At 75.7% G+C, this 14591-nt stretch carries 5 protein-coding genes; 4 read left to right on the forward strand and 1 reads right to left on the reverse strand.

Features of this window, described 5'->3' with window-relative positions; genetic code table 11:
- Positions 1–21: 21 nt before the first annotated feature.
- A complete protein-coding gene (locus tag F593_RS29735) occupies positions 22–3159 on the forward strand; it encodes a PD-(D/E)XK nuclease family protein (protein WP_022927632.1) in 3138 nt (1045 codons plus the stop codon).
- Positions 3156–7100, forward strand: coding sequence for a UvrD-helicase domain-containing protein (locus tag F593_RS0104855; protein ID WP_022927633.1), 3945 nt, complete (start codon positions 3156–3158; stop codon positions 7098–7100). Before F593_RS29735 ends, F593_RS0104855 begins: the two co-directional genes overlap by 4 nt.
- 123 nt (positions 7101–7223) lie before the next feature.
- On the opposite strand, the gene F593_RS0104860 is transcribed toward F593_RS0104855, so the two are convergent.
- A complete protein-coding gene (locus tag F593_RS0104860) occupies positions 7224–8201 on the reverse strand; it encodes a YihY/virulence factor BrkB family protein (RefSeq protein WP_022927634.1) in 978 nt (325 codons plus the stop codon).
- 279 nt (positions 8202–8480) lie between these two features.
- Between F593_RS0104860 and gltB the strand changes: the two genes are divergently transcribed.
- Positions 8481–13106 (forward strand): glutamate synthase large subunit, encoded by a 4626-nt coding sequence (gene gltB / locus F593_RS22525; protein ID WP_084629467.1) that lies wholly within the window; start codon positions 8481–8483, stop codon positions 13104–13106.
- Positions 13106–14590, forward strand: coding sequence for a glutamate synthase subunit beta (locus F593_RS0104870; protein ID WP_022927636.1), 1485 nt, complete (start codon positions 13106–13108; stop codon positions 14588–14590). The genes gltB and F593_RS0104870 overlap by 1 nt, the downstream gene beginning before the upstream one ends.
- The last annotated feature ends 1 nt before the right edge of the window (position 14591 follow it).

The following is a 14591-nucleotide window of genomic DNA, read 5'->3' on the forward strand; positions in this document are numbered from 1 at the left end:
TCCGCGTGGGACCTTCGACGGGTGACGCTGCAACTGGTCACCGGGCCGACGAACGCCAGCAAGGCGGGCGTCGTGCTCGGCCTCGTCCGCCGGTGGGCCGCCGAGGGCCGCCGCCCGGTCCTCGTCGTGCCCACGGGCCCGGACGCCGAGCGCTACCGCCGCGAGCTGCTGCGGGTGAGCGGCGGGGTCTCCGTCGGCGTGACCGTGGGCACCTTCGCGCGCCTGGCCGAGGACGTGCGGCGGGCCGTCGACGTGACGGCCGCGACGCTCGGCCCGCTGGCCCGCGACCGGCTACTGGCGGGCGCGCTGCGCGCCGTCCCCGCCGGCCGGCCGCTGGGCGGCACCGCGGGCCGGCGCGGCGTGCGCCGTCGCCTGGACGCGCTGCTCGAGGAGCTCGGTGAGCGCGGGTTCGGACCGGGGCAGCTCCACGCCGACCTGCTCGCGCTCGACCCGGCGGAGCACGGCGTCGACGGGCAGCTCGTCGACGACCTGCGGCAGGTGCTCGAGGCCGTGGCGGCGTCCGCCCTGCACCTGACCGACGGCGGTGGGCGCCCGCTGGCCACGCCGGCGGCCCAGGGACTCGCCGTCCGCCGGCGCCTGGCGGCCGATCCGGCCGCGTGGGGCGGGCGGCCCGTGGCCTTCTACGGCTTCGACGACCTGACCTTCGCGCAGCTCGCGCTCGTGCGGACGCTGTCCCGCGCGGCCGACGTCGTCGTCTCGCTCCCCTTCGAGGACGACCGGATCGCCACGGCCGCGCGCCGACCCGTGGTGGAGGAGCTGCGCGCCGTCGCGCTCGACGTGGCCGGCCGGGCGGTCGGCGGCACGGGCGCGCTCCCCCTGCGCGCGGGGGCGTCGGAGCTCGAGGACGCGCGCGTCGCCGGCGTGGACGCCCACGAGGTGCGACTGCTGCCGCCCGCCGTCGCCGACGGCGGCCTCGCCCGCCTGGAGCGCCGGCTTTTCGAGCCGGCCGCGGCCGACGTCACCGTGGCCGCGGACACCGGCCGGGCCGCGGGGTCGCACCCGCTCGCGGACGGCTCTCCCGAGGACGCCGGGGCCCGGTCCCCCGACGCGGCGGCGGACGGTGCGGCGGACGGGACCGAGCTGCACGACGTCGTCCTCGTCACCGGGGGGAGCGCGCGGGCCGAGGCCGAGGCCCTGGCGGACGAGCTGCTCCGGGTCGTGGCGGCCGAGGGGCTGGACTGGCACGACGTCGCGATCGCCGTGCGCGGGGCGGCGGGGCCTCCCGGCGCACGGCTCGAGCGCGAGCTGGTGGCGCGGGGCGTGCCCGTCGCCCGCCCGCGCGACCTGCCGGCGCGCCGCACGGCCGTGGGACGCGCCGTCGCGGCGCTCGTGCGCATCGGGACGGGCGGGGCTGACGCCGCCGACGTGGTCTGCGTGCTGCGGTCCGGGGCGACCCTGGCCAACCTCGAGGCGATCGACGCCTTCGCGCTCGCGCTCTCCCGCTCCGGCGTGACGGACGCGGGGGCGGCCGAGGTCCGCGCGCACCAGTTCGTGCCGACGCTCGAGGGCCGCGACCTGCTGGGCACCGTGCCCGTCGACGAGCGGCCGCTGCGGACGGAGCGCCTGATCGCCGCCCTGCAGCCCGCGATCACGACGCTGGAGGAGCTGCTGCGCTCGCCCACGCTCCCCGCCGCGCGCGACCCCGAGCTCCGCGCCGCCCGGCGCCTGCGCGAGCAGCTGCGGGGGCTCGAGGCGCTCGCCGCCGCCGACGCCGCGCTCCTGCCCGACCCCGCGGAGCTGGCGGACGAGCTCGGGGAGCTCCCCGTCCCCGTCGGCGAGGCGCCCGGGCGCGGCCGGCTGGAGATCGCCGAACCCGGCGCCCTGCGTGGCCGGCAGGTCCAGGTACTGGCGCTCGCCGACCTGCGCGAGCAGGCGTTCCCGGCGCCGGAGCGGGTCGACCCGCTCGTCGACCGGGACGCCCGCGAGGTGCTCTCCCGTGCTGGGGGGACGACGATCGAGGTGCCCGTCGAACGGCTGGCCGCCGAGCGGGTGCTGTTCCTCGAGCTCGCGGCGCGACCGACCCGCCGGCTCGTGCTCTCGCGACCCGCGGCGTCCGACACGGGGGAGGCGCTCCCGCCCGCGCCCTTCCTCGGCGACGCGCTCGCGGCGTTGCTGCCCGACCGGCCCCGCGCCGTGCTCCACGGGGCCTCCGAGGTACGCGCGCCGTCCCGCCGACCCGTGGCGACGGCTGCCCCGTTCGGCGCGGACCTGGACGACGCCGGCCGCGAGACCGTCCGCCGCGTGCTGCTCGAGCGCTCCCGCTTCGCGGTGCGCGAGGTCGAGCGGCTCGCCCGCTGCCCCGTCTGCTGGACGGTCGAGCACCTCGCCCGCGCCCAGGACGACGAGCCGCAGACCGAGCCGCAGGTTCACGGCAACCTCGTCCACGGCGTGCTCGACCGGGCGCTCGTGGAGGTCGCGGGCGACGGGACCCCGTACGGCGACCTGGACCCCGAGGTCCTCGTGGCGGCCGGCCGTCGGGCGCTCACCGCGCTCGGCCCCCGGGCCGTGGCGATGCTGCCCGAGCACCGCGCCAGCGTCCTGCTGCGCCGGGTCGACGTGGGCGTCTCGGCCGTGCTCCGCGCGCTGCCCGACCGCTACGCGACCGCGAGCCTGCGGGCGACGGAGGTCGTCGTGGACGACGGGGCCGACACCCCGCCGGTGCAGCTCGGCGACGGCGCCCGGGCGATCGGCCGCATCGACCGCGTCGACGAGGTGCCCCTGCCCGACGGGTCCACCGGCGTGGGCGTCGTGGACTACAAGCTCGGCACGGGCGGGGCGATCGGCTGCGGGCGCTGGTCGTCGACCGCGACGCTGCAGGCCGCCCTGTACCTGTCGGCCGTCGCCGAGCCCGCGCGGCCCGCCGCCTACGCCCTGTACCAGCCGACCTCGCCCGTCTCGGGCGTCGACCCCGGCGCCCGCCCGCCGGCCGGCCTGGAGCTGCGCGGCGTCCTCGGGGGCCGCACGCGCGGGCCGAAGGAGCTCGACGAGGTCGCGGCGATCGTGGAGGCCGCGCGCCGGCAGGCCGCGCGCGCCGTGGCCGACCTGCGGGCCGGTGGCGTCACGCCCCTGCCCGGCGCCTCGACGCACGCCGACACGGGCGAGTGCGACCACCCCGCCGTCGCGAGGCTCCTGACGTGAGCACGACCGATCGCGACACCCCCGGGACCCCCGGGGCGGGCGACGGCGCCGGCGAGCTGCGGGCGTCGCCCGTCGACCGGCGGCTGCTCTACACGGACGACGGCGGGCTGCGCCGGGCACTGCCCGTGGAGGGCGGCCCGGACGAGGTGTTTTCGGACCGGCAGGCCGCCGCGATCGAGCGGCAGGGCGAGACGCTCGTGTCCGCCGGAGCCGGAGCGGGCAAGACGAGCGTGCTCGTCGAGCGCTACCTGCGGCTCCTGGAGGGCGACGACCGGCTGAGCACCGGCTCCGTCCTCGCGATCACGTTCACGGACAAGGCCGCGGCCGAGATGCGGGAGCGCGTCCGCCGCCGGCTCGAGGCGCTCGTGGGCGGCCGGGTCGAGCTGCCGGAGCGCTGGCGGCTCGAGGACGCGTGGATCGGCACGTTCCACGGCATCGCCCAACGGCTGCTGCGGCGCTACGCGCTCGCGGCCGGGATCGACCCCGACGCCGAGGTCGCCGACGAGGGCCGGGCGCGGGAGCTGCGCCACGTGGCCTTCGAGCGCGCGCTGTCGGCGTGGCTGGCCGACCCCGCCCGCGCCCGCGGGCGCGGGCGCCCCGACCGCAACGGCCACACCGAGCCCGACCCGCTGCGCGGTCCGGAGGGCGCGCTGCCCGCCGATGCCGACGCGGCCCTCGCCCTCGCGGCGTCCTCCGGGCTCGACGCCCTGCGCGACGACACCCTCGGCCTGCTCGCGCTGCGCCGCACCCAGGGCCGCGATCCCGCGACCACCCCCGGCCGGGCCCTGCCGGCGCCGCCGGAGGGCGATGACGACGTCCGCGCGGCCGTCCGCCGGCTGCGCGCCGCGGCCGGGCCGGCGCAGGCGGAGGCCGAGGCGGTCTTCGAGGAGGGCAAGTCGACGCCCGCCGGCCAGCGCGCCCTGGACCTCGTGCACGACACGGTCGCGGCGCTGCACGTCGAGCTGCCCGACCCCGACGCACCTGCTCCCGTGGAGCTGCCCTCCGCGGCGGCGATGGAGGGCTGGGCGCTCCCCACCCGCCAGCCCAAGGTCGGCAAGGGGCCGGCCGTGGGCGAGCTGCGCGCGGCGGTCGAGGACGCCCGCGAGCTGGCCCGTGCCCGGGAGCTGGCCCCGCACGGCGAGCGCGAGCTGCGGCTGCGCGAGGCGCTGCTCGTCGCCACGGCCCGGGAGTACCGCCGGGCGAAGCGGGAGCGCGCGCTCGTCGACTTCGACGACCTGCTGCTCGCCCTGCTCGAGCTCCTGCGACGCCGGCCCGACGTGGCCGGGCGCCTGCGGGCGCGGTTCCAGCAGGTGCTCGTCGACGAGTACCAGGACACGAACCCCGTGCAGCTCGAGCTCGTCGAGCGGCTGTCGAACCCGGAGAGCCGGTTCCAGGTCGGCGACCGGCTGCAGGCGATCTACGGGTTCCGGCACGCCACCGTGGCCGGCTTCGATGCCGCCGCGGCCCGCGCCGACGCCGCGGGCGGGCGGCTCGCGCTCGACGAGACGTTCCGTTGCCCCAGCGACGTGCTCGCGCTCGCCAACCGCGTCGGCGTGCCCGCGCACGAGGGCTACCAGCCGCTCGTCGGCGGGCACGACCGGGCGCCGAAGGACGAGCGGCCCACGCCGCCCGTCGAGATCCACGTGCTCGCGATCGACCCGAGCACGCCGGACGCTGGACAGGAGGCGGAGGGGGAGGCCGAGGAGGCACCCGTCGCCCCCGGCGAGCCGGAGTACGTGGCCGGCGTCGTCTCCGAGCTCGTGGCCCAGGGCCGCCGGCCCGCGGAGATCGCGATCCTCGTCCGCCGCACGGCGCCCGTCGAGGCGCTGGGCCGGGCGCTCCTGGACCGCGGCATCGACGCCGTGCCCGTCGTGGCCACGCCGCTCCTGCGCACGCTCGAGGCGCGGGAGCTCGAGGCGTGGCTGCGCGCGGTTGCCAACCCGCTCGACGACGTCGCGCTCATGGGTGCGCTGCGCCTGCCCACGGCCGGGGTCGACGCCGACGCGCTCGTCCCGTTGGCGGCGGAGCACGGCGCCGCGCTCGAGCTCGCCCGCGAGGCCGGCCGTCCCGCGCCCGTCCTGTGGGACACCCTGCGCGAGCTCGGTCTCCCCGGACGCAGCCCGCGCTACCCGATGTCGGAGGACGCCCGCGACGAGCTCGACCTGCAGGCCGTCGCGCTGGCGCGGCACCGGGGGTTGGCCCGCCGCGCCGGCCCGGCCGAGCTGCTCGCCGACCTGCGCGGCAACGACGCCTACCGCGCGTCGATCCTGGCCCGTCCCGGAGGTGCGCGCCGGTGGGCGACGGTCGAGGCGTTCGTGGCCTGGGCCGAGGAGCAGGAGGAGGCCGGCGACGACCTGCCCGGCCTGCTGCGCCGCATCGCCGCCGACCGCGACGGCCCCGACGCGCCGGTGCTCACGGACGGCGACGCCGTGCGGATCACCACCGTCCACCGCTCGAAGGGCCTGGAGTGGCCCGTCGTGATCGTCTGCGACCTCGGCGCCCGCATCAACGCCGACCGGCCCGGCGTCCTCGTCGGCACGGCCCCCGAGGACACCCGGATCGGCCTGCGGCTGCCCGCGGGCGGCTCGCCCGTGCGCCTGTGGGACTACGACGCGCTGACGGCCGAAGCCGACCGTGCGCAGGCGGAGGAGGAGCGCCGGCTCGTGCACGTCGCGACGACGCGGGCGAAGGAGCGGCTCATCCTCTGCGGCGGCTGGCCCCTGGCCTGCGAGGGGACGGGCTCCGACCGCGAGGCCACGGACCGCCTGGACCCCGAGCGCGCGGTCGCTGTCGCCCCGGGTGGCGGCCATGACGCGGCACCGCGTACCGCCCCGTTGCGCTGGCTGCTGCCGCTCGTGGCGCCCGAGGAGGCGTGGCCGTCCCGCGGCGACGAGCGGCTCGTGCCCGTCACCGACCCGACGGGCGCGGTCACGTCGCCCGCCGAGGTGCTGCTGCGCGCCGTCGACCCCGCCGAGGCCGCCCCGACGGCCCCGGCCGCCGCGGCGCCGGCCGTGCCCGCCGCCCAGGACGGCGACGCCGGTGACGCCGAGGACGTCGGCGCCCTCGGCGTGCTGGTGGGCCCCGGCGAGCCCGATTCGTTCGAGGACGAGGACGACGAGGACGGCTTCCGCCCCGGCCCGCCGCCCCTGCCGCTGCCCGACCCGGTGAGCTACACGGCGCTCGCGGCCCGCCTGGGACTCGAGGTCGATCCCGGCGACGTTCGCCACGAGCGTCCGGCCGACCCCGTCGACGAGGAGCCCGCCGAGGACGATCCCGCCGCGCTGCCCGCCGCACCCCCGGCCACGCTCTTCACGACGGCGTCCCTCGACGGCCGGGCGCGCGGGGTGGCCGTGCACGGGCTGCTTGAGGCCCGGCTGTCCGGTCCCGCGCGGCCCGGCCCCGCCGCGGCGGGGCCCGGCGCCCGCGGCGCCACGCCCGACGACGCCCGGCGGATCCTCGCCGAGGAGGCCCCGGGGCTCGGCCCCGTCGACGAGGCCGACGCCCGGGCGCTCGTCGCGATCGCCGCGCGGCTCGAGGCCACGGACGTCGCCCGGCGCGCGCTGGCCCTGCCGCCGGCCCGGCGCCACGTCGAGCGGCCGTTCCTGTTCGACCCGGGCGCGGGCCGCCCGCTGCTGCAGGGCGTGGTCGACCTGTGGCTCGACGAGGACGACGGCCGGGTGACGATCGCCGACTGGAAGACCAACCGGCTGCAGGGCCGCAGCCCGCAGGCCGTGGTCGACGGGCACTACGCGCTGCAGCGCGACGTCTACGCCCTGGCCGCCCTGCTCTCCGGCGCCCGCGGCGTCGAGGTCCAGTTCGTCTTCGCGGAGGCCCCCGACGAGCCCGCCTCGGCCGTCCTCACCGCGGATGACCTCCCGGCGCTGCGCGAGCGGGTCGGCGCCGAGATCGACCGCGCCGCCCGGACGGTCCCGCGGGGCTGATCCGGGGCTGGCCCGCGCCGGTCCCGGCCTGCGCCGGTCCCGGCCCGCCCCGGGCATCCCGGGCCGGGGCCTGGGGCCGTGCCCGGCGATCCCGGACACGACCGGGCCGGGAACCGCCGACCCTCAGACCGGCGGCGTCCCCACGGGCGGGGTCGGCATCGCGGCCGGCGGGCCGTCGCCGCGGACGAGCCGCGTGCGCTCGAGCTCGGCCTCGACCTGGGCGCCGAAGAGGAACGCGGCGGAGGACAGCCAGAGCCAGAAGAGCAGGACGACCGCGCCGCCCAGAGCGCCGTAGGCGCTGCCAAAGCCGGCGATCCGCACGTAGAGCGCGAAGCCGATCGTGGCGAGGATCCAGGCCGCGAGGGCCGTGAGCGCGCCCGGGGTCAGCAGGCGCAGCCCGTTCTCGTGCAGGTCGGGCGCCCGGGCGTAGATCAGCCCGATCACGAGCAGCAGGGCGCCGAGGCCGACGGGGATGCGGACGATCTGCCAGACGATGGGCGCGTCGCCGAGCCCGACGGCGGAGAAGACGGTGTCGGCGACCGAGCCGCCGACGACGAAGAGGATCGCCGCGAAGGCCATGAGCGCGATCGCCAGCACGGCCGTCAGGACGTCCGCGAGCTTGTGGCGGACGAAGCCGCGGGTCTCGGGCACGTGGTAGACGACGTTGAGCGCCCGGCCGGCGGCGGAGAACGCCCCCGAGGCGCCGTTCATGGCGAGCACGATCGAGATCGCCAGGGTGATCGACGCTCCCCCGCGGGCCTGGTCCAGCGCGGTCTCCACGAGGCCCCGCACCGCCTCGGCGCTGTCGCTGGCGGTCGAGCTCGACGTGCGCTCCGACACGAGCGACGAGAACTCGTCGGCGATCGTGGTCGGCAGGGAGTCGGCGCCCAGCAGCGTCAGGAGCGACGCGCCGACGAGCAGCACCGGCACGAGCGCGAGGACGGAGTAGTAGGCGAGGGTCGCCGCCCAGTCCGTCATCCCCTGCTCGCGGAAGGCGTTGAAGGCCCGGACCACGATCCCGCGCCAGTCGCGCGCGCCGAGGTCGGTGTCCCGCAGCGGGCGCAGCCGGCGTGGTCGTCGGTTCTGCGCGTCTGAGGCCATCCGCGGCGCAGCGTAGCGGCCCGTCGGCGGGCGGGACGACGGTCACCGGGGGTGGACGACCCGGTCGGCGCGTCGACGCCGTGCGCCCGGCCGGGGACGCGGGCCTCCGGGGGGCCCGCCGGCGGTCGCCCGTGGGGGCCTGCTCTTCGTCGCCCCTTCGCCTCCGACGTTGAGGTCCCTGCGAACCCCGGTGTAGAATCCGCCGTTCCCTCCGGGATGCATTGTCGCCCACCCCGGAGCGCTCCACACGGGCCCTTCCCGCAGGAGCACCCCTTGCCTATGACCCGATTCACTCGCCTCCCCGCGGCCAACGGCCTCTACGACCCACAGAACGAGCACGACGCCTGTGGCGTAGCGATGATCGCGCGTCTGGACAACGTCCCGCAGCACGAGACGATCGTCCGGGCGCTACACGCGCTGGAGAACCTGGACCACCGCGGGGCCGCCGGCGCGGACGCGCGAACGGGCGACGGCGCGGGCATCCTCGTACAGCTGCCCCACGACTTCCTCCGGTCCGTCGTGGACTTCGAGCTCCCCGAGCCGGGCCAGTACGCCGTCGGCATGTGCTTCCTGCCGCAGGACGAGCGCCAGCGGCACAAGGTCGAGGACATGATCGAGCGCAACGTGCGCGTCGAGGGCCAGCGCGTGCTGGGCTGGCGCGACGTGCCGGTCGTCGAGGACGCCATCGGGCAGACGGCGAACGAGGCGCGCCCGTACTTCCGCCAGATCTTCATCGAGGCGGGACCGGGCTTCGATCACGACCAGGAGGCGTTCGAGCGCAAGCTCTACGTCATCCGCCGCACCTGCGAGCTGGCGACGCCGGAGTTCTACGCGTCGACGTTCTCCTCGCGGACGCTGGTCTACAAGGGGATGCTGCTCTCCGCGCAGGTCCCGCAGTTCTTCCCGGACCTCCAGGACGAGCGCTTCACCTCGGCGATCGCCCTCGTGCACTCGCGGTTCTCGACGAACACGTTCCCGAGCTGGGACCGCGCGCACCCCAACCGCGTCATCGCCCACAACGGCGAGATCAACACGCTGCGGGGCAACATCAACTGGATGCGGGCGCGCGAGTCGCAGCTGCAGTCGCACCTCTTCGGCGGCGACGTCGGCAAGATCAAGCCCGTCGTCCGCCCCGGCGGCTCGGACTCCGCGACGTTCGACAACGTCCTCGAGCTGCTCATGCTCGCCGGACGCTCGCTGCCGCACGCGGTGATGATGATGGTCCCCGAGGCCTTCGAGGACCGGGACGACCTGAGCCCGGAGCTCAAGGGCTTCTACGCCTACCACTCGCTCCTCATGGAGCCGTGGGACGGCCCCGCCGCCGTGCTCTTCACGGACGGCCGCACCGTCGGCGCCACGCTCGACCGCAACGGGCTGCGCCCGGGTCGCTGGGCGGAGACGAAGGACGGCTGGATCATCCTCGGCTCCGAGGCCGGGATGCTCGAGATCCACCCGAGCAACATCAAGCGCCTGGGCCGCCTCGCGCCGGGCGAGCTGTTCCTCGTCGATCTCGAGCAGGGCCGGGTCGTCCCGGACGCCGAGGTCAAGAAGCAGGTCGCCACGCAGCGCCCGTACGAGGCGTGGCACCGCGACCAGGTCGTGCACTTCTCCGACCTCGAGGAGCGCAAGGCGGTCCACGAGTCGGGCGAGCACCTCCGCCAGCTCCAGCAGGCGTTCGGCTACTCCCAGGAGGACGAGCGCGTCCTGCTGACGCCGATGGCCTCCGGCGGCGCCGAGCCGATCGGCTCCATGGGCAACGACGCGGCGCTCGCCGTGCTCTCGGACAAGCGCCCGCAGCTGTTCAGCTACTTCAAGCAGCTGTTCGCGCAGGTGACGAACCCGCCGATCGACCCGATCCGCGAGGACATCGTGATGTCGCTGTCCTCCTCGATCGGCGGGCAGAAGAACCTGCTCGAGGAGACGCCGGAGCACGCGCACCACCTCGTCCTGAAGCACCCCATCCTCCGCAACGACGAGATGGAGACGCTGCGGCAGGTCGACCAGGGCATCTTCCGCTCGCACACGATCGACGTCACATGGCCCGTGGCGGAGGGGCCCGAGGGCATCCATCGCCGGCTTGCCAACGCGTGCGACGAGGCCTACGACGCGATCCAGGCCGGGCGCAACGTCCTCATCCTGTCCGACCGCGCGGCGAGCGCCGAGCGGGTCGCGATCCCCTCGCTGCTCGCCGTGGCGGCGGTGCACCACCACCTCGTGCGTGAGGGCGTGCGGCTCGAGGCCGGGCTCGTCATCGAGTCGGCCGAGCCGCGCGAGGTCCACCACTTCGCGACGCTCCTGGGCTACGGCGCGGCCGCGATCAACCCGTACCTGATGTTCGACACGGTCGACGCGCTCGTCGACCAGGGCCGCATCCCCGGGGTCGACGACCACCGGACCGCCGAGAAGAACGTCGTCAAGGCCATCGGCAAGGGCCTCCTGAAGACGATCTCGAAGATGGGCATCTCGACGATCGCGTCGTACTCCGGCGCCCAGATCTTCGAGGCCGTCGGCCTGCACCCCTCCCTCATCGACCGCTACTTCACGGGCACGGCCTCGCGGATCGGCGGCGTGGGCCTCGAGGTCCTGGCGCAGGAGGCGCTCGAGCGCCACGCCCGCGCGTGGATCCTCGACGCCGACCACGACCCGACCCAGGTCGGCGCCAAGGTCGAGTCGCTGCTCCCCGTCGGCGGCATCTACTCGTGGCGCCGCGACGGCGAGCACCACATGTGGAACCCCACCACGATCTCGCTGCTCCAGCACGCCGTCCGCACGGGCGACCGCTCCGGGCCGGACGACGGCGCGCGGACGAAGTTCCGCGAGTTCTCCGACGTCTCGAACTCGGACGCCACCCGCAAGGCGACGCTACGCGGGCTCATGACCTTCGACACGGACGGGGTGCAGGCGATCCCGCTCGAGGAGGTCGAGCCGGCCAGCGAGATCGTCAAGCGGTTCGTGACGGGCGCGATGTCGCTCGGCTCGATCTCGACGGAGGCCCACGAGAACCTCGCGATCGCGATGAACCGCCTCGGCGGCAAGTCCAACACGGGCGAGGGCGGCGAGGACCCGCGACGGTTCACGCCCGAGCCCAACGGCGACCGCAAGCGCTCCGCGATCAAGCAGGTCGCGTCCGGGCGCTTCGGCGTGACGGCGCACTACCTCGCCAACGCGGACCAGCTCCAGATCAAGATGGCGCAGGGCGCGAAGCCCGGCGAGGGCGGCCAGCTGCCCGGCCACAAGGTCGACAAGTACATCGGCTCCGTCCGGCACACGACGCCGGGCGTCGGCCTGATCTCGCCGCCGCCGCACCACGACATCTACTCCATCGAGGACCTCAAGCAGCTCATCTACGACCTGCGCTGCGGCAACCCCGAGGCGTCCGTCTCGGTGAAGCTGGTGTCCGAGGTCGGCGTGGGCACCATCGCCTCCGGCGTCGCGAAGGCCGGGGCCGACCACATCGTGGTCGCCGGCCACGACGGAGGGACGGGCGCGTCGCCCCTCTCCTCCATCGTCTCCGCGGGCGTCCCGTGGGAGATCGGCCTGGCCGAGACGCAGCAGACGCTGCTGCTCAACGACCTGCGCTCCCGGGTGCGGGTGCAGACGGACGGCCAGCTCAAGACGGGCCGCGACGTCGTCATCGCCGCGCTGCTCGGTGCGGACGAGTTCGGCTTCTCGACCGCGCCCCTGATCGCGACGGGCTGCATCATGATGCGCGCCTGCCACCTCAACACCTGCCCGGTGGGCATCGCGACGCAGGACCCCGAGCTGCGCAAGAAGTTCCAGGGCACGCCGGAGCACGTCGTGAACTACTTCCTGATGGTGGCCGAGGAGATCCGCGAGATCCTCGCCGAGCTCGGCGCCCGCACGGTCGACGAGATCGTCGGCCACTCCGAGCTCCTGAAGGCGGACGAGGCGGTGGACCACTGGAAGGCGCGCGGCGTCGACCTGGCCAACCTCTTCCACCGTCCGGAGATCCGTGAGGACGTCGCCCTCGGCGGTGTGGCCCCGCAGCGCACGGGCCACATCGACGACCACCTCGACTGGAAGCTGCTGCCGCAGGTGGCCCCGGCCGTCGAGCGTGGCGAGGCCGTCGCGATCGAGTCGCGGATCCGCAACGTCGACCGCTGCGTCGGCGGGATCATCTCCTCCCGCATCGCGACGCTCCAGGGCATCGACGGCCTCCCCGAGGGCACGCTGAAGATCGCGTTCTCCGGCTCGGCCGGCCAGAGCTTCGGCGGCTGGCTCGCGCCGGGCATCGAGTTCTCGCTCTCCGGCGACGCGAACGACTACACCGGCAAGGGCCTCTCCGGCGGCGTGCTCTCCGTGCGCCCGCCCGAGAGCGCCACGTACGTCGCCGAGGAGCAGCAGATCGTCGGCAACACGGTGCTCTACGGCGCCACGAAGGGCCGCGCGTTCTTCCGCGGCCGCGCCGGCGAGCGGTTCGCCGTGCGCAACTCGGGGGCCTCGACGGTCGTCGAGGGCGTCGGCGACCACGGCTGCGAGTACATGACGGGCGGCCGCGTGGTCGTCCTGGGCTCCGTCGGGCGCAACTTCGCGGCCGGCATGTCGGGCGGCTTCGCGTTCGTCCTCGACGAGGAGGGCACCTTCCGGCGCAACGTCAACCCGACGGTCCTCGACCAGCTCGAGGATCCGGACGAGGCCGACCTGATCGAGCTGCACGCCCTGATCACGGAGCATCGCGAGTGGACCGGCTCCGCCGTCGCCGAGCGGGTGCTGGGCGATTGGGAGCACGCGCAGACCCGGTTCGTGAAGGTCTTCCCGGCGGACTACCGGCGGGTGCTGGAGCAGCTGGCGCACGAGGAGGCGGCCGTGGGTGCACGGGCCGCGAAGGAGGAGACGACGGAGATCGTCGGGGCTCCGCAGACGACCGACGAGGAGAAGTACTGATGGGCGAGCTCGGCGGGTTCCTGAAGATCGATCGGTCGCCGGTCCGGTGGGACGACGCCCGTGAGCGGGTCACCCGCTACACGGAGTTCATCAAGGAGCGTCCGGTCGAGGAGGTCCAGCAGCAGGGCGCGCGCTGCATGTCCTGCGGCGTGCCCTTCTGCCACAACGGCTGCCCGCTGGGCAACCTGATCCCGGACTGGAACGACCTCGTCTACCACGGGCGCTGGCGCGAGGCCATCGACCAGCTGCACGCGACGAACAACTTCCCGGAGTTCACCGGCCGCGTCTGCCCCGCCCCGTGCGAGGCCGCGTGCGTGCTCGAGATCAACGAGGGCGACGCCGTCACGATCAAGCAGATCGAGAACACGATCATCGACCGCGCCTGGGCCGAGGGCTGGGTCACCCCGCAGCCGCCCGTCGCGGAGTCGGGGCAGTCCGTCGCCGTCGTCGGTGCCGGTCCGGCCGGCATGGCCGCGGCGCAGCAGCTGCGCCGCGCGGGCCACGCCGTGACGCTGTTCGAGCGCGACGAGGCCGCGGGCGGCCTGATCCGCTTCGGCGTGCCGGACTTCAAGATCGAGAAGCGCATCGTCGAGCGCCGCGTCCAGCAGCTCGTCGACGAGGGCGTGGAGCTGCGCTGCGGCGTCGAGGTCGGCACGGACGTGACGGTCGAGGAGCTCCGCGAGGAGTTCGACGCGGTCGTGATGGCCACGGGCTCGCGCGTTCCCCGCGACCTGCCCGTGCCGGGCCGCGAGCTCGACGGCGTGCACTTCGCGATGGAGTTCCTCTACGAGCGCACGCGCTGGGCGCAGGACGACCAGGGCGTGCCCCACCAGGCGCCGCGCCCGGAGCCGCGCGGCATCAGCGCGCGCGGCAAGCACGTCGTCGTCATCGGCGGCGGCGACACGGGCGCGGACTGCGTGGCGCAGTCCATCCGCGAGGAGGCCGCCTCCGTCGTCCAGATCGAGCTGCTCCCCGAGCCGCCCTCGAACCGGCCCGACGAACGCACGCCGTGGCCGCTGTGGCCGGCGAAGTTCCGCCTGAGCTACGCGATGGAGGAGGCGCGCGCCATCGGCAAGGGCGTGCAGAACTTCTCCGTCGCCACCCTCGGGCTCGAGGGCGACGACCAGGGCCGCGTGGCGACGCTCCGCTACGCGCAGGCGCAGCCGGCCCCGCCCTTCGCGCCCGTCGAGGGCACGGAGCGCGAGCAGCCCGCCGAGCTCGTGCTGCTCGCCATGGGCTTCCTGCACCCCGAGCAGGGGCCGATCGACGCGCTCGGGCTGGACAAGGACGCGCGCGGCAACATCAAGGCCGGCGCGTACGCGACCTCCGAGCCGGGCGTGTTCGCCGCGGGCGACTGCCGCCGCGGGCAGTCCCTCATCGTGTGGGCGATCAACGAGGGCCGTCAGTGCGCCCGCGTCGCCGACCGCTACCTCGCGCAGCAGGCGGGCCGCAAGGCCCGCCCCGCCGCGCTCTCGGGCACCTGAG

Origin of the sequence: Patulibacter americanus DSM 16676, assembly GCF_000420025.1 — a bacterium.
In the GTDB taxonomy this organism is placed as follows: Bacteria; Actinomycetota; Thermoleophilia; order Solirubrobacterales; family Solirubrobacteraceae; genus Patulibacter; species Patulibacter americanus.